This window comes from Streptomyces sp. NPDC006687, from assembly GCF_040636215.1.
In the GTDB taxonomy this organism is placed as follows: domain Bacteria; phylum Actinomycetota; class Actinomycetes; order Streptomycetales; family Streptomycetaceae; genus Streptomyces.
The window spans coordinates 170,566-185,669 of sequence record NZ_JBEYJJ010000004.1 but is presented as its reverse complement, the minus strand read 5'-3'; the positions used below and the strand labels follow the sequence as shown (position 1 = coordinate 185,669).

Genomic DNA, 15,104 nt, shown 5'->3' with positions numbered 1-15,104 from the left:
GCCATGACCGGCTCGACGCCGTTCCGGAAGCTCCGCTTTCGGAAGACCGGCGATCCGGCGGCAGGAGCGCAGGCGGAAGCCACGGGCCCGGAAACGGGCCCCGGGACCGCCGGCGACCCCGCCTCCGGTACGACTGTCGTGCCGTCCGACACCGCTGCGGCGGTGCCGCCGGCCACAGAGGCGGACGAGGAGTCCCGGGGCAGACCCGGGACGCGTCGGATGCAAGCCGTCAAGAACGGTGTGCGCAAGGGCGGCGCGAGCGTGCGGAACGCCGCCCTGTACATCGCCGACCGCATCATCGAGAACGCCCCGCGCGTTCCCGTCCGGGAGCTCGCGACACTCCGCGCGCAGTTCCCCGGCCTCGGCCCCGACCAACTGGCCGACAAGCTGATCGCCGGCGCCGCGAACGCCACCTCGACCGTGGGCGCGAGCGTCGGCGCGGCCGCCATGCTGCCGGTCCCGCCCGCCATACCCGCGGAGCTGGCCGCCGAGATCACCGCCGTCGCCGCCATCGAGCTCAAGCTCATCGCCGAACTGCACGAGGTCTACGGCCAGCGCCCGCCCGGCACCCTGAAGGACCGCAGCCTCGCCTACCTCACGGCATGGACCGAGGAGCGCGGCGTCGACCTGACCAAGCCGACCACGCTGAACGCGGCGCTCGGCGGCCAGGTGAAGCGCGAACTGCGCCAGCAGATCACGAAGCGGACGGTCCGCAACCTGCCGATGCTGATGCCGTTCATGGTGGGCGCCGCCGTCGGCGCGGTCATGAACCGCCGGGACACCAGGAAACTCGCCGAGAAGGTACGCGCCGACCTGCGGCGCCGGGCCGTCCCCTGGCACCAGCTCCCCGCCTCCGCGCACCCTGCGCGCCCCCTGCCCGGGGGCGTCCCCGCCGCACTGGAGCCGTCGGACCCGTCCGGGCCCGGCCGCTGACCGCGCCGGGGCCCCGCGGGGGCCCGGCCCGGGGCCTCACGCCTGGGCGGCGGAAGCCTCCTGGGCCGCCCGTACCGCCGCCGCCAGGGCCTGCGGGGCGCGCGTGGAGACGTACACGTACGGGGTGGGGTCCGCCGGGTCCGTGACCTCGATCCGGACCGCGGTCGGGATGTAGCTGCGCATCAGCATGAAGGCCCGGACATCGGCCTTGTACGTGCGCCACGCCCGCGCCTCCTCGCCCTCCAGCACCTCGGGCTCACCCAGCGCCGACACCGGGATCCGCGCGTCCCCCGCCGCCAGCGTCCCGCCCACCACGCGGACCCGCGCGGAGCCGATCGAGCTGACCATCATCCCCGCCAGCGCGCCGCCGCCGACGAACCCCGCCAGCAGCGGCAGGGTCCCCAGGGGAAGGGTGATCAGGGCGCCGGCCACAGCGGTCAGCGCGGCGATGCCCCACCAGGTGCGGGGGGCGGACAGGCGTTCGTCGTGGTGCGCGGGGGAGAGCTGCATGCCTTCAAGCCTCCCACGAGGCGACCGGTGGGTAGCCGCGCGGGTAAGGTCTGCGCCTGTGAGTGGACGAAACACAGCGTTGACGCCGCCGGCCGATGCCGTCGCTCCGGTCCGGCATCCCGATGCACCGGCACCCGGAGAGCTCCTCGGTGCGCACTACGAACACTGTTTCGGGTGCGGCGGGGGCCAGCCCCATGGGCTCCACCTGGAGGCCCGCGCGGGCGAGGGCGTACGCGTCACCGCCGAGTTCACCGTCCGCCCCGCCCACCAGGGCGCGCCCGGTCTGGCCCACGGCGGGGTGCTGGCCACCGCGCTCGACGAGACGCTCGGCTCCCTGAACTGGCTGCTGCGCGTCATCGCGGTGACCGGCCGGCTGGAGACCGACTACGTGCGGCCCGTCCCCGTGGGCACCGTGCTGCACCTGGAGGCCGAGGTCACGGCCGTCGCGGGCCGGAAGATCTACTCCACGGCGGTGGGCCGGATCGGCGGCCCCGACGGGCCCGTCGCCGTCCGCGCCGACGCGCTCTTCATCGAGGTGAAGGTCGACCACTTCATCGACAACGGTCGGCCCGAGGAGATCCGGGCGGCGATGGCCGACCCGGACCAGGTCAGGCGCACCCGCGCCTTCGAGGTGAACCCCTGATGTCCCAGAAGAACCACGGCCCCCGCCATGACGTCGACGTACTGATCCGCCGCGTCGACCCCGAGGTGCCGCTCCCCGCCTACGGCCATCCCGGTGACGCCGGCTGCGACCTGGTGACCACGGTGGCCGCCGAACTGGCCCCCGGCGAGCGGGCCGTCCTGCCCACCGGCATCTCCATCGCGCTGCCCGACGGCTACGCCGCCTTCGTGCACCCGCGCTCGGGGCTGGCCGCCCGCTGCGGGCTCGCGCTCGTGAATGCCCCGGGGACGGTGGATGCCGGGTACCGTGGAGAGATCAAGGTGATCGTGGTCAATCTCGACCCGCGCGAGAGCGTCCGGTTCGAGCGCTTCGACCGCATTGCCCAGCTGGTTGTCCAGAGGGTCGAGAAGGTGCGCTTCCATGAGGTGGCGGAACTTCCCGGCTCGGCCCGGGCCGACGGGGGGTTCGGCTCCACCGGCGGTCATGCGGCCGTGGCCGGATCCGGCGCTGGTCAGCAGGGTGGGAATGGCTACGCTTCGGTCGTAACCGACCGGGAAGGACAGTGACGTGTTCGGACGTCGCAAGAAGAACGACTCCGCTGACGACGGCGGCGCGGCCGAGCAGGTCGACGGCGTGCGCGCCGACGCGGCGGCCGAAAACGAGGAGCGCCGGCGGGTGAACCTGCCGCCGGCCCCGCGGCCCGACGGCCCCTGGGACGTCTCCGAGGTGCCCGGCAACCCGGCTGACGGCCGGGTCGACCTGGGCGGCATCCTCGTACCCGGTGTCGAGGGCATGGAACTGCGCGTCGAGGTCGCCGGTGACGCGATCGTCGCCGCCACCGTGGTCCTGCGGGACAGCGCCGTCCAGCTCCAGGCGTTCGCCGCTCCCAAGAAGGAGGGCATCTGGGGCGAGGTCCGCGAGGAGATCGCCTCCGGGATCACCCAGCAGGGCGGTCTGATCGAAGAGGTCGACGGCCCGCTGGGCTGGGAGCTGCGCGCGCAGGTCCCCGTACCGCTGCCCGACGGCCAGACCGGCGCCCAGCTGGTGCGCTTCGTCGGCGTCGACGGCCCGCGCTGGTTCCTGCGCGGGGTCATCTCCGGCCAGGGCGCGGTGCGCCCGGAGTCGGCCGGGGTGCTGGAGCAGATCTTCCGGGAGACCGTCGTCGTCCGCGGCGAGGGCCCGATGGCCCCGCGTGACCCCATCGTCCTGAAGCTGCCGAACGACGCCCAGATGGTGCCGGACGGCGTGCAGACGGCCGAGGAGCAGGAGAGCTCCCGCTTCTCCGGCGGCATGGGCCAGCTGGACCGCGGCCCGGAGACCACCGAGGTCCGCTGACCCCGGTCCGCCCCCGTCCGCGGCCGCGCACCGGCCGGCGGGCTCCTCCAGGAGGCCGCCCGCCGGTTCGGGCCTGCCCTGCGCCGGTCGCGTCAGGAATGCGTCAGGGATCGGGCTTCCGGCAGCCGATCGGCGCGTGAGCAGCGGGAACGTGCCTGAGAATGAACGCATGGCACGCGGCAGGCTGAGGATCTATCTGGGCGCGGCGCCCGGTGTGGGCAAGACGTACGCCATGCTCTCCGAGGGCCACCGACGGGTGGAGCGGGGCGGTGACGTGGCCGTCGGCTTCGTCGAGCACCACGGGCGCCCGCGCACCGAGGTGATGCTGCACGGGCTGGAACAGGTGCCCCGCCGGGAGCTGTCCCACCGGGGTGCCTCCTTCACGGAGATGGACGTGGACGCGGTGCTCGCGCGCCGCCCCGCCGTGGCCCTCGTCGACGAGCTGGCGCACACCAACGTGCCCGGCTCGCGCAACGCCAAGCGCTGGCAGGACGTCGAGGAACTGCTGCGGGCCGGGATCGACGTGGTCACCACCGTCAACATCCAGCACCTGGAGTCCCTCGGCGACGTGGTCGAGACGATCACCGGGGTCCGCCAGCGCGAGACCGTGCCGGACGAGGTGGTCCGCCGGGCCGACCAGGTGGAACTGGTCGACATGTCCCCCCAGGCGCTGCGCCGGCGGATGGCCCACGGGAACGTCTACCAGCCCGACAAGGTCGACGCGGCGCTGTCCAACTACTTCCGGCCCGGCAACCTCACCGCCCTGCGCGAGCTGGCGCTGCTGTGGGTGGCCGACCGGGCCGACGAGTACCTCCAGCAGTACCGGGGCGAGCACGGCATCCGCTCCACCTGGCAGGCCCGCGAGCGCATCGTCGTCGGACTCACCGGCGGCCCCGAGGGGCGCACGCTGATCCGCCGGGCCTCCCGGATGGCCGCCAAGGGCTCCGGCAGCGAGATCCTCGCCGTCTACATCGCCCGCAGCGACGGGCTGACCTCGGCCTCGCCCAAGGAGCTCGCGGTCCAGCGGACCCTCGTCGAGGACCTGGGCGGAACGTTTCACCATGTGATCGGCGACCACGTCCCCGAAGCGCTCCTCGCCTTCGCCCGCGGGGTCAACGCCACCCAGATCGTGCTGGGCTCCAGCCGCCGCAAGAGCTGGCAGTACGTGCTGGGCCCCGGGGTGGGCGCGACCGTGGCCCGCGACAGCGGCCCCGACCTCGACGTGCACATCGTCACCCACGAGGAGGTGGCCAGGGGGCGCGGACTGCCCGTGGCCCGCTCCGCCGCCCGGCTGGGGCGGGCCCGGATCGCGGCCGGCTGGGTGGTGGGCGTGGTCTTTCCGGCGCTGCTGTGCCTGCTGCTGACCCACATCAGCACCGACCCCGGCCTCGCCAACGACATGCTGCTCTTCCTGGCGCTGACGGTGGCGGCCGCGCTGCTGGGCGGGCTCTGGCCGGCCCTGGCGTCCGCCGCCTTCGGGTCCCTGCTGCTGAACTACTTCTTCGTCGAGCCGCTGCACCGGTTCACCATCTCCGACACCCGCAACATCATGGCCATCTCGGTCTTCATCGGGGTCGCCGTCTCGGTGGCCTCGGTGGTGGACCTGGCCGCCCGGCGCACCCACCAGGCCGCCCGGCTGCGCGCCGAGTCGGAGGTCCTGTCCACGCTGGCCGGGAGCGTCCTGCGGGGCGAGACCGCCCTGGACGCGCTGCTGGAGCGGGTGCGCGAGACCTTCGCGATGGAGTCGGTGGCCCTGCTGGAGCGGACCGGCGAGCGGGAGCCGTGGACCCGGGCCGGCAGCGTGGGACCCGCCCCGGCGGCCCGGCCTGAGGAGGCGGACGTGGACATGCCGGTCGGCGACCACATGGCGCTGGCCCTGTCCGGGCGGGTGCTGCCCGCCGAGGACCGGCGGGTGCTCGGTGCCTTCGCCGCCCAGGCCGCGGTGGTGCTGGACCGCCAGCGGCTGGTGGGGGAGGCCGAGGAGGCCCGCCGGCTGGCCGAGGGCAACCGGATCCGCACCGCCCTGCTGGCCGCCGTCAGCCATGACCTGCGCACGCCCCTGGCCTCCATCAAGGCGTCCGTCAGCTCCCTGCGCTCCGCCGACGTGGAGTGGTCCGAGGAGGACCGGGCCGAGCTGCTGGAGGGGATCGAGGACGGCGCCGACCGGCTCGACCACCTGGTGGGTAACCTGCTCGACATGTCCCGGCTCCAGACCGGCACCGTGACCCCGCTGATCCGGGAGATCGACCTGGACGAGGTGGTTCCGATGGCGCTGGGCGGCGTACCGGAGGACAGCGTGCGGCTGGACGTGCCGGAGACCCTGCCGATGGTGCGGGTGGACCCCGGGCTGCTGGAGCGGACGGTGGCCAACGTGGTGGAGAACGCCGTCAAGTACAGCCCGGCCGGCCGGCGGGTGCTGGTCGCGGCCAGCTTCCTCGGCGACCGGGTCGAGCTCCGGGTCGTCGACCGCGGCCCCGGCGTCCCCGACGAGGCCAAGGACCGCATCTTCGCCCCGTTCCAGCGCTACGGCGACGCCCCGCGCGGGGCCGGGGTGGGCCTCGGCCTCGCGGTGGCGCGCGGCTTCGCCGAGGCCATGGACGGCACCCTCACCGCCGAGGACACCCCCGGCGGCGGGCTCACCATGGTGCTCACCCTCCGCGCGGCCCGCCCCGCCGGCCACCCGCGGCCCCAGGGCCCCGGGCGGCCCGGGGACATACCCGAACACCTTCCCGAACGACAGAAAGCAGGACCCCGATGACCCGGGTGCTCGTGGTGGACGACGAACCGCAGATCGTCCGGGCCCTCGTGATCAACCTCAAGGCGCGCAAGTACGAGGTCGACGCCGCCGCCGACGGGGCGGGCGCCCTGGAACTCGCGGCCGCCCGCCACCCCGACGTGGTCGTCCTGGACCTCGGGCTGCCCGACATGGACGGGGTGGAGGTGATCAGGGGCCTGCGCGGCTGGACCCGTGTCCCGATCCTGGTGCTCTCCGCCCGCCACAGCTCCGACGAGAAGGTCGAGGCCCTCGACGCGGGCGCCGACGACTACGTCACCAAGCCCTTCGGCATGGACGAGCTGCTGGCCCGGCTGCGCGCGGCCGTCCGCCGGGCCGAGCCGGCCGCGGGGGCGGGCGGCGAGGAGGTGGTCGTCGAGACCGAGGGGTTCACGGTGGACCTCGCGGCCAAGAAGGCCGCCCGCGACGGACGCGACGTCCGGCTGACCCCCACCGAGTGGCACCTGCTGGAGGTGCTCGTCCGCAACGGCGGGAAGCTGGTCAGCCAGAAGCAGCTCCTCCAGGAGGTCTGGGGCCCCTCCTACGGCACCGAGACCAACTACCTGAGGGTCTACATGGCCCAGCTGCGCCGCAAGCTGGAGGCGGACCCCTCGCACCCGCGGCACTTCATCACCGAACCGGGCATGGGCTACCGCTTCGAGAAGTAGCGGCAGGGCTTCGAGCGGGGGCGCGGGCGCCGGTACGCTTCCTGTATGAGTGCTGAACCGCGTCCCGAGAAGCCCGCGAAACCGGCCAGGCCGGCGGGCCGGTTCCGCCGGATGATAGAGCGGCTGTCCACCTCCCAGGAGGAGCTGCATTCGGCGGAACTGCAGGAGGACGCAGAAGCCGCGGGGTGCACGCGGATCTGCGACTGCCACGACCGCCAGATAGTCAAGGTGACCGGCACCCTGCGTACGGTCACCCTGCGGCCGCGAGCGGGCGTACCCGCCCTGGAGGCGGAGCTCTTCGACGGCTCGGCCGCGCTGGACGTCGTCTGGCTCGGGCGTCGCTCGATCGTGGGAATCGAGCCCGGCCGGCGCATGATCGCCTCCGGGCGGATCGCGATGAGCCACGGGCGCCGGGTCCTCTTCAACCCGAAGTACGAACTCCGACCGCTCGGACAGGAGCACTGACCGGTGACGTCACTCGACCGACCGACCACACCAGGGTCCGCGCCCTCCCCGCCCCCCTCCCCCTCCGGGGACCCCTCCCCGGACCAGCGGGAGGTCACGCAGGCGGCGCTGTTCGACGCCTTCGGCGGCATCCGGGGCACCGTCGAGACGATGCTGCCCGGCCTGCTGTTCGTGATGATCTACACGATCAACAAGGACGTGACGATGTCCGCCATCGCGGCGGGCGTGGTCGCGGTGCTGCTGGTGATCGTCCGGCTGCTGCGCAAGGACACCGTCAAGCACGCCTTCAGCGGGGTCTTCGGCGTGGGCGTGGGCGTGGCCTTCGCCCTGTTCACGGGCAGCGCGAAGGGCTTCTACCTGCCCGGCATGATCTACGGGGTCGGCCTGGGCGTGGCCTTCACCCTCTCGGCGCTGGTCGGCTTCCCGCTGCTCGGCGTCATCCTGGGGCCGGTGTTCAAGGAGAACCTGTCCTGGCGCACCCGCAACCCCGGGCGCAAGAAGGCGTACACCAAGGCCAGCCTGGCATGGGGCCTGGTCTTCCTGGCGAAGTACGCGATCCTCTTCCCGCTGTACTGGTGGGGTGACGAGACCCAGCTGGGCTGGGTGCTGATCGCGCTGAAGCTCCCGCCGATGGTGCTGGCCGTCTACTTCACCTGGGTCTTCCTGGCGAAGGCGCCGCCGCCGATCGACGTGATCGCCGAGTACGAGGCCGAGGAGGCCGCCCGCGAGAAGCGGGGCTGAACCGCGAGACGCCGAAGGGGCGGGGCGACCAAGGTCGCCCCGCCCCTTCGGCGTCCGCTCAGTGCTTGGCCTGGAGGAGGTCCTCCAGCTGCTCCTCGCGTGCCTGGGCGGCCACGAACAGCAGCTCGTCGCCCGGCTCCAGCGTCTCCTCGCCGTGCGGGGTGAGCACCCGGTTGCCGCGGATGATCGTCACCAGCGAGGTGTCCTCGGGCCAGGCGATGTCGCTGATCTGCGTCCCCGCGACCGAGGAGTCGGCCGGCAGGGTCAGCTCGACGAGGTTGGCGTCGCCGTGGCTGAAGCGCAGCAGGCGCACCAGGTCGCCGACGCTGACGGCCTCCTCGACCAGGGCCGACATCAGGCGCGGCGTGGAGACCGCGACGTCGACGCCCCAGGACTCGTTGAAGAGCCACTCGTTCTTCGGGTTGTTCACCCGCGCCACGACCCGGGGGACCCCGTACTCGGTCTTGGCCAGGAGGGAGACGACCAGGTTCACCTTGTCGTCACCGGTGGCGGCGATGACCACGTTGCAGCGCTGCAGCGCCGCCTCGTCCAGCGAGGTGATCTCGCAGGCGTCGGCCAGCAGCCACTCCGCCTGCGGCACCCGCTCCACCGAGATGGCGGTCGGCGCCTTGTCCACGAGGAGCACCTCGTGGCCGTTCTCCAGCAGCTCCCCCGCGATGGAGCGGCCCACGGCCCCGGCTCCGGCGATCGCGACCCTCATGCGTGTGCCTCCTCGGGACCCTCGGCGAGGGCTGCTTCCACCTTGTCGATCTCGTCCGTGCGCATCATCACGTGGACGAGGTCGCCCTCCTGGAGGACGGTCTGCGAAGTCGGCAGCATCGCCTCGCCCAGGCGGGTGAGGAACGCGACACGCACCCCCGTCTCCTCCTGGAGCTTGCTGACCTTGTGGCCGATCCACGCGGCGGAGGTGTGTACCTCCGCGAGCTGGACACCGCCGCTCGGGTCGCGCCACAGGGGCTCCGCACCCGACGGCAGCAGCCGGCGCAGCATCTGGTCGGCCGTCCACCGTACGGTCGCCACGGTGGGGATGCCCAGGCGCTGGTAGACCTCGGCGCGCTTGGGGTCGTAGATACGGGCGGCGACGTTCTCGACGCCGAACATCTCGCGGGCCACGCGGGCGGCGATGATGTTGGAATTGTCACCACTGCTGACCGCGGCGAAGGCTCCCGCCTCCTCGATCCCGGCCTCGCGCAGGGTGTCCTGGTCGAAGCCGACCCCGGTGACGCGGCGGCCGCCGAACGAAGCCCCGAGCCGACGGAACGCGGTGGGGTCCTGGTCGACCACCGCGACCGTATGCCCCTGCTGCTCCAGGTTCTGCGCGAGAGCGGAGCCCACTCTTCCACAGCCCATAATGACGATGTGCACGGCCGTCCTTCCGGCTGACAGCGGCTCGCTGGTTTCCAGCCTCATTGCATGCTCTGGTTAATCAGGGTCTCAGACCATGGCCCAAGCTACACACGGGCGGTCACCGGTGTGACCATTTGGGGTCCCCGAGGGGCCTCATTGGCAGCGCATTGGCGAGGATCACGGACCGGGGGTTCGTCAGGCCGATATCGAACGCTTACGATCCTCTCCGTGTCCAAACTGACCGACGTGCCCAAACGGATCCTGATCGGCCGGGCGCTGCGCAGCGACCGGCTGGGGGAAACGCTCCTCCCCAAGCGGATCGCCCTTCCCGTCTTCGCCTCCGACCCGCTCTCGTCCGTGGCCTACGCCCCGGGCGAGGTCCTGCTGGTCCTGTCGATCGCGGGTGTGTCGGCGTACCACTTCAGCCCATGGATCGCGCTCGCGGTCGTCGTGCTGATGTTCACCGTCGTGGCCTCCTACCGGCAGAACGTCCACGCGTACCCCAGCGGCGGCGGCGACTACGAGGTGGCCAACACCAATCTCGGTCCCAAGGCCGGGCTCACGGTGGCGAGCGCACTGCTGGTCGACTACGTCCTCACCGTCGCCGTGTCCATTTCCTCCGGCGTGGAGAATCTCGGCTCCGCCGTCGATTTCGTCATCGAGCACAAGGTGCTCTCGGCGATCATCATGATCCTTCTCCTCACGCTGATGAACCTGCGCGGCGTGAAGGAATCCGGGAAACTCTTCGCCATCCCGACGTACGTGTTCGTCGGCGCCGTCTTCGTGATGATCGCCTGGGGTGCCTGGCGCGGCCTGGTCATGGGGGACACCATGACGGCGCCCACCGCCCACCTGGAGATCAAGGCCGAGCACCAGGGCCTCGCCGGCTTCGCGCTGGTCTTCCTGCTGCTGCGCGCCTTCTCCTCCGGCTGTGCCGCCCTGACCGGCGTCGAGGCCATCAGCAACGGCGTGCCGGCCTTCCGCAAGCCCAAGAGCAAGAACGCCGCCACCACCCTCGCCCTGATGGGCGCCCTGGCGGTCACCATGTTCTGCGGGATCATCGGCCTGGCCATGGCCACCGACGTCCGCATGGCCGAGGCCCCCGCCACCAACCTGCTGGACAACGGCGTCCCCGTCGGCGACGGATTCGTCCAGCACCCGGTGATCTCCCAGGTGGCCGAGGCCGTCTTCGGCAGCGGCAGCTTCCCGTTCATCGTCCTGGCGACCGCCACCGCCCTGGTCCTCTTCCTGGCCGCCAACACCGCGTACAACGGCTTCCCGCTGCTCGGCTCGATCCTCGCCCAGGACCGCTACCTGCCGCGCCAGCTGCACACCCGCGGTGACCGGCTCGCCTTCTCCAACGGCATCGTGCTGCTCGCGGGCGCCGCCATGCTGCTGGTGTGGATCTACGACGCCGACTCCACCAAGCTGATCCAGCTCTACATCGTCGGCGTGTTCGTCTCCTTCACCCTCAGCCAGATCGGCATGGTCCGGCACTGGAACCGCCACCTGGCGACCGAGCGCGACCAGGCGGCCCGCCGCCGTATGCACCGCTCCCGGGCCATCAACACCTTCGGCGCCGCCTTCACCGGCCTGGTGCTCGTCGTCGTCCTGGCCACCAAGTTCACGCACGGCGCCTGGGTCGCCCTGCTGGGCATGCTGATCTTCTACGGCACGATGACCGCCATCCGCAAGCACTACGACCGGGTCGCCTCCGAGATCGCCGCGGACGAGGGCCCCAGCGACGACAGCGTGCGCCCCTCCCGGGTCCACTCCATCGTCCTGGTCTCCAAGGTCCACAAGCCCACCCTGCGCGCCCTGGCCTTCGCCAAGCTGACCCGCTCGGACACCCTGGAGGCCCTGAGCATCAGCGTCGACACGGCCGAGACCAAGGCGCTGAAGCAGGAGTGGGAGCGGCGCGGGATCAACGTCCCGCTGAAGATCCTCGACTCCCCCTACCGCGAGATCACCCGCCCGGTGGTGGAGTACGTCAAGGGCCTGCGCAGCGAGAACCCGCGCGACGCGGTCAGCGTCTACATCCCCGAGTACGTCGTCGGGCGCTGGTACGAGCACCTGCTGCACAACCAGAGCGCGCTGCGGCTCAAGGGCCGGCTGCTCTTCACCCCCGGCGTGATGGTCACCTCGGTGCCCTACCAGCTGGAGTCCTCGGAGCTCGCCCGCCGGCGGGCCCGCAGGCGCCAGGAGTGGAACGCCCCGGGCGCGGTGCGCCGGGGCCCCGTCGACGCCCCGCGGCCGCGTTCCAAGGACGCTGCGGGGAAGTAGGCGCAGCGGGTGGCGAACGGCCGGGCGGGACCCACGTAGACTGGTGGGTCGGCCGCCCGGCCGTTCCTTTTGCGCCCCTGATCTCCCTGGAGTCTCCCCGCCATGACCGAGCAGAACGAGAAGCAGTCACTGGTCGGGGAGGAGTACGAGGTCGAGGTCGGCCCCGTCGCGCACGGCGGCCACTGCATCGCCCGGACCTCCGAGGGCCGCGTGCTGTTCGTCCGCCACACCCTGCCGGGCGAGAAGGTCGTCGCGCGCGTGACGGAGGGCGAGGCGGACTCCCGCTTCCTGCGCGCCGACGCGGTCACGATCCTGACCGCCTCCAAGGACCGGGTCGAGGCCCCCTGCCCCTTCGCCGGCCCCGGCAAGTGCGGCGGCTGCGACTGGCAGCACGCCAAGCCGGGCGCCCAGCGCCGGCTCAAGGGCGAGGTCGTCGCCGAGCAGCTGAAGCGGCTCGCGGGACTGACGCCGGAGGAGGCCGGCTGGGACGGCACCGTGGCTCCCGCCGAGGGCGACAAGCTCCCGGCCGGCGAGGTCCCGCAGTGGCGCACCCGCGTCCAGTACGCCGTCGACGAGGACGGCCGCGCCGGGCTGCGCAAGCACCGCTCGCACGACATCGAGCCCGTCGACCACTGCATGATCGCGGCGCCCGGCGTCAGCGAGCTCGGCATCGAGAAGCGCTCCTGGCCGGGGATGGACTCGGTCGAGGCGATCGCCGCCTCGGGCTCCAGCGACCGCCAGGTCGTCCTCACCCCCCGCCCGGGCGGCCGCCTGCCCCTGGTGGAGCTGGACCAGCCGGTCTCCGTCCTGCGGGTGGAGGAGAAGGACGGCGGCGTGCACCGCGTCCACGGCCGCCCCTTCGTCCGCGAGCGCGCCGACGGCCGCACCTACCGCGTCGGCATGGGCGGCTTCTGGCAGGTCCACCCCCAGGCCGCCGACACCCTGATCAAGGCCGTCATGCAGGGCCTGATGCCGCGCAAGGGCGAGATGGCCCTCGACCTCTACTGCGGCGTCGGCATCTTCGCGGGCGCCCTCGCGGAGCGCCTCGGCGAGGCGGGCGCCGTCCTCGGCATCGAGTCGGGCAAGCGCGCGGTGGAGGACGCCCGCCACAACCTGGCGGACTTCCCCCGGGTCCGCATCGAACAGGGCAAGGTCGACACCGCCCTCCCGAAGACCGGCATCACCGAGTGCGACCTGGTCGTCCTGGACCCCCCGCGTGCGGGCGCGGGCAAGCAGACGGTCCGCCACATCGCCGCCCTCTCCCCCCGCCGCATCGCCTACGTCGCCTGCGACCCGGCGGCCCTGGCCCGCGACCTGGCGTACTTCAAGGAGGCGGGCTACAAGCCCCGCACCCTCCGCGTCTTCGACCTGTTCCCGATGACGCACCACATGGAGTGCGTGGCGATCCTTGAGCCGGTCGCCAAGGGCGCCTGACCTGCGGTTGGGACCGGTGGGCGTAGGGCGGGGTCAGGGTGCCTCCTCCTCGGTGTCGTCGACGAGGAACAGCGTGCCCAGGCGGCCGCCCCGGGCCGAGCTGATGACTCCGGCGGCGGGGTCCTTGGTGCCGCGGCGGTATGCCCCGCCGTAGCCGTGGCTGGCCAGGAAGACGCCCCAGGTGAGGATCGCGAGTTCGGTCAGGACGCCGACCCGGGCGGCATCCGGGTGATGAGCGGCTTCCGCGACGGCGCGGGTGCCGAGAGCAGCGGCAGGCATGGGCGTCGGCGGGGCTGCTGCGCCGCGCCCCCTGGCTGCCCTGGCGCTGTACGACGGCCGACTACCGTGCTGCGGCACTCACGTCAGACCGGCAGGCCCGTGGGTTCCTTGATGCGCTTCATGATGATCTGGGAGTTGACCTCCGTGACGCCCGAAAGGGCCGTCAGGCGTTCGATCCACAGGCGCTCGTACGCGCGGAGGTCGTTGACGGCGATGCGCAGCAGGCAGCCGGGGCTGCCGAAGAGGCGGTACGCCTCGATCACGTCGGGGATGTCCTGGAGGGCCGCCTCGAACGCCTCGACCGCCTCGCGGTCGCGGCGGACCTCCACCGAGACCAGGACCTCGAAGCCGCGGCCCACCGCCTCGGGGTCGATCACCGCGCGGTAGCCCTGGATGACGCCGTCCTGTTCCAGTTGCCGGACCCGGCGCATGCAGGGGGAGGGGGTCAGGCCGACCCGCTGGGCGAGCTCCTGGTTGCTGAGCCGGCCGTCGCGCTGGAGCTCGCGCAAGATTTCACGATCAATCGCGTCCATGGCGCAATTATTCACCAAGGAAGCGCGAGGAAGGGCGGCGAACTCGCAATCTGATTGCGCGTAGATCCCCTTATCATTGCTCTTTCCGGGATTTTGTTCGGACCTCGCTCCGGGGTTCTGACGTCAGGGAAGGGAAGGCCATGGGGCGCATCGTCGTCATCAGCACCGGCGGGACGATAGCCAGCCGGTGGACGGGCTCGGGCTTCGCCGCCGAGGCCGGCGGGCGTGAGGTCATGGCCACCGCGCCGGTCCCCGAGGGCGTCACCGTCGAGGTCGTCGACCTGTTCAGCGTCAACAGCCCCCGCCTGACCACCGCCCACCAGCTGACCCTGCTGCGCACCGTCCACGAGGTCCTCGCCGACCCGGACGTCGACGGGATCGTCGTCACGCACGGCACGGACACCCTGGAGGAGTCCGCGTTCCTGGTGGACCTGCACCACCACGACCCCCGCAGCGTGGTCTTCACCGGCTCGCAGCTGCCCATGGGCTCCACCGAGGGCGACGGCCCCGGCAACCTGTACGACGCCCTGCTCACCGCCGCGACCACGCGCGGGCTCGGCGTCCTGATCGCCTTCGCGGGCCGCGTCCACGCCGCCCGCGGCACCATGAAGACCCAGGCAGTGGCCCTCGACGCCTTCGCCGACCCCTCCCGGGAGCTGCTCGGCAAGATCGGCTTCGGCAAGGTGACCGTCCTGCGCGCCCCGCAGCGGCCGCAGGCGCTGCCCCTGCCCGCGATGCCGGAGCTGCCGCCGCGCGTGGACATGGTGATGCACCACGCCGACGGCGACCCGGTGCTCCTGAACGCCGCCGTCGCGGCCGGCGCCCGGGGCGTGGTCCTCGTCGGCACCGGCGCGGGCAACGCCACCCCGGAGATCGTCGAGGCGGTACGGGAGGCGGTGGCCCGCGGGGTGCTGGTGGCCCTGACCACGCGCGTCCCGGCCGGCCCGGTCACCGAGATCTACACGCACGGCGGCGCGGTGGACCTCGTCGCCGCCGGAGCCGTGCCCACCGGCACCCTGCGCGCCGGGCAGGCACGCATCGCGGTGCTGGCCGCACTGCTGGCCTCGGAGAACCCGGTCGAACAGGCCCGCATCCTGCGCGCGGCACTGTCCGAGGAGGACCCGGTCCTCGTCGACGCCTAGCCTTTCCGGCCGGCTGTG

16 protein-coding genes are annotated in these 15,104 nt (G+C 72.4%); 11 read left to right on the top strand and 5 right to left on the bottom strand.

Annotated elements, in window-relative coordinates; all coding sequences use genetic code 11:
• Nucleotides 1-3 precede the first annotated feature (3 nt).
• Nucleotides 4-933 carry a hypothetical protein gene (locus tag ABZ716_RS07280; RefSeq protein WP_358957309.1) on the top strand — a complete coding sequence of 310 codons (930 nt, stop codon included), beginning with the start codon at nucleotides 4-6 and terminating at the stop codon, nucleotides 931-933.
• Between the two features lie 36 nt (nucleotides 934-969).
• On the opposite strand, the gene ABZ716_RS07275 is transcribed toward ABZ716_RS07280, so the two are convergent.
• Nucleotides 970-1,443, bottom strand: a complete 474-nt coding sequence (locus ABZ716_RS07275; protein ID WP_351880540.1) for a DUF3093 domain-containing protein — start codon at nucleotides 1,441-1,443, stop codon at nucleotides 970-972.
• Nucleotides 1,444-1,501: 58 nt separating this feature from the next.
• Between ABZ716_RS07275 and ABZ716_RS07270 the strand changes: the two genes are divergently transcribed.
• The 7 genes from ABZ716_RS07270 (at nucleotide 1,502) to ABZ716_RS07240 (ending at nucleotide 8,047) form a co-directional block, all read left to right on the top strand.
• Nucleotides 1,502-2,086: a PaaI family thioesterase gene (locus ABZ716_RS07270; protein WP_358812773.1), complete on the top strand. Its 585-nt coding sequence runs from the start codon at nucleotides 1,502-1,504 to the stop codon at nucleotides 2,084-2,086.
• A complete protein-coding gene (gene dut / locus ABZ716_RS07265) occupies nucleotides 2,086-2,631 on the top strand; it encodes a dUTP diphosphatase (RefSeq protein WP_358957307.1) in 546 nt (181 codons plus the stop codon). Before ABZ716_RS07270 ends, dut begins: the two co-directional genes overlap by 1 nt.
• A gap of 1 nt (nucleotide 2,632) precedes the next feature.
• Nucleotides 2,633-3,400, top strand: a complete 768-nt coding sequence (locus tag ABZ716_RS07260; RefSeq protein WP_351880531.1) for a DUF3710 domain-containing protein — start codon at nucleotides 2,633-2,635, stop codon at nucleotides 3,398-3,400.
• Nucleotides 3,401-3,569: 169 nt separating this feature from the next.
• Nucleotides 3,570-6,158: a sensor histidine kinase KdpD gene (locus tag ABZ716_RS07255; RefSeq protein ID WP_358957305.1), complete on the top strand. Its 2,589-nt coding sequence runs from the start codon at nucleotides 3,570-3,572 to the stop codon at nucleotides 6,156-6,158.
• Nucleotides 6,155-6,841, top strand: coding sequence for a response regulator (locus tag ABZ716_RS07250; RefSeq protein ID WP_351880525.1), 687 nt, complete (start codon nucleotides 6,155-6,157; stop codon nucleotides 6,839-6,841). The genes ABZ716_RS07255 and ABZ716_RS07250 overlap by 4 nt, the downstream gene beginning before the upstream one ends.
• Nucleotides 6,842-6,886: 45 nt before the next feature.
• Nucleotides 6,887-7,306 (top strand): OB-fold nucleic acid binding domain-containing protein, encoded by a 420-nt coding sequence (locus ABZ716_RS07245; protein WP_079430186.1) that lies wholly within the window; start codon nucleotides 6,887-6,889, stop codon nucleotides 7,304-7,306.
• 3 nt (nucleotides 7,307-7,309) lie between these two features.
• Nucleotides 7,310-8,047, top strand: a complete 738-nt coding sequence (locus ABZ716_RS07240) for a DUF3159 domain-containing protein (protein ID WP_358812776.1) — start codon at nucleotides 7,310-7,312, stop codon at nucleotides 8,045-8,047.
• A gap of 58 nt (nucleotides 8,048-8,105) precedes the next feature.
• On the opposite strand, the gene ABZ716_RS07235 is transcribed toward ABZ716_RS07240, so the two are convergent.
• Nucleotides 8,106-8,768 carry a TrkA family potassium uptake protein gene (locus ABZ716_RS07235; RefSeq protein ID WP_351880519.1) on the bottom strand — a complete coding sequence of 221 codons (663 nt, stop codon included), beginning with the start codon at nucleotides 8,766-8,768 and terminating at the stop codon, nucleotides 8,106-8,108.
• On the bottom strand, nucleotides 8,765-9,433 hold the full coding sequence (locus tag ABZ716_RS07230) for a TrkA family potassium uptake protein (protein ID WP_358812777.1): 669 nt from the start codon (nucleotides 9,431-9,433) through the stop codon (nucleotides 8,765-8,767). The genes ABZ716_RS07235 and ABZ716_RS07230 overlap by 4 nt, the downstream gene beginning before the upstream one ends.
• A gap of 210 nt (nucleotides 9,434-9,643) precedes the next feature.
• On the opposite strand from ABZ716_RS07230, the gene ABZ716_RS07225 reads away from it, so the two are divergent.
• A complete protein-coding gene (locus tag ABZ716_RS07225) occupies nucleotides 9,644-11,698 on the top strand; it encodes an APC family permease (protein WP_358812778.1) in 2,055 nt (684 codons plus the stop codon).
• A gap of 102 nt (nucleotides 11,699-11,800) precedes the next feature.
• Nucleotides 11,801-13,132 (top strand): class I SAM-dependent RNA methyltransferase, encoded by a 1,332-nt coding sequence (locus ABZ716_RS07220; protein WP_358957302.1) that lies wholly within the window; start codon nucleotides 11,801-11,803, stop codon nucleotides 13,130-13,132.
• A gap of 33 nt (nucleotides 13,133-13,165) precedes the next feature.
• Here ABZ716_RS07220 and ABZ716_RS07215 read toward each other — a convergent pair whose 3' ends face one another.
• Nucleotides 13,166-13,411 carry a hypothetical protein gene (locus tag ABZ716_RS07215; RefSeq protein WP_358957300.1) on the bottom strand — a complete coding sequence of 82 codons (246 nt, stop codon included), beginning with the start codon at nucleotides 13,409-13,411 and terminating at the stop codon, nucleotides 13,166-13,168.
• An 83-nt stretch (nucleotides 13,412-13,494) separates the two neighbouring features.
• Nucleotides 13,495-13,944: an Lrp/AsnC family transcriptional regulator gene (locus ABZ716_RS07210; RefSeq protein WP_358812219.1), complete on the bottom strand. Its 450-nt coding sequence runs from the start codon at nucleotides 13,942-13,944 to the stop codon at nucleotides 13,495-13,497.
• 140 nt (nucleotides 13,945-14,084) lie between these two features.
• Here ABZ716_RS07210 and ABZ716_RS07205 point away from each other — a divergent pair, with 140 nt between their 5' ends.
• Nucleotides 14,085-15,086 (top strand): asparaginase, encoded by a 1,002-nt coding sequence (locus ABZ716_RS07205; protein WP_358812218.1) that lies wholly within the window; start codon nucleotides 14,085-14,087, stop codon nucleotides 15,084-15,086.
• Nucleotides 15,087-15,104: the final 18 nt, after the last annotated feature.

Coding starts and splice junctions, on each gene's coding strand:
- ABZ716_RS07280 (WP_358957309.1), top strand. CDS start 4: ATGACCGGCTCGACGCCGTTCCGGAAGCTCCGCTTTCGGAAGACCGGC.
- ABZ716_RS07275 (WP_351880540.1), bottom strand. CDS start 1,443: ATGCAGCTCTCCCCCGCGCACCACGACGAACGCCTGTCCGCCCCCCGC.
- dut (WP_358957307.1), top strand. CDS start 2,086: ATGTCCCAGAAGAACCACGGCCCCCGCCATGACGTCGACGTACTGATC.
- ABZ716_RS07255 (WP_358957305.1), top strand. CDS start 3,570: ATGGCACGCGGCAGGCTGAGGATCTATCTGGGCGCGGCGCCCGGTGTG.
- ABZ716_RS07250 (WP_351880525.1), top strand. CDS start 6,155: ATGACCCGGGTGCTCGTGGTGGACGACGAACCGCAGATCGTCCGGGCC.
- ABZ716_RS07245 (WP_079430186.1), top strand. CDS start 6,887: ATGAGTGCTGAACCGCGTCCCGAGAAGCCCGCGAAACCGGCCAGGCCG.
- ABZ716_RS07235 (WP_351880519.1), bottom strand. CDS start 8,768: ATGAGGGTCGCGATCGCCGGAGCCGGGGCCGTGGGCCGCTCCATCGCG.
- ABZ716_RS07220 (WP_358957302.1), top strand. CDS start 11,801: ATGACCGAGCAGAACGAGAAGCAGTCACTGGTCGGGGAGGAGTACGAG.
- ABZ716_RS07215 (WP_358957300.1), bottom strand. CDS start 13,411: ATGCCTGCCGCTGCTCTCGGCACCCGCGCCGTCGCGGAAGCCGCTCAT.
- ABZ716_RS07210 (WP_358812219.1), bottom strand. CDS start 13,944: ATGGACGCGATTGATCGTGAAATCTTGCGCGAGCTCCAGCGCGACGGC.
- ABZ716_RS07205 (WP_358812218.1), top strand. CDS start 14,085: ATGGGGCGCATCGTCGTCATCAGCACCGGCGGGACGATAGCCAGCCGG.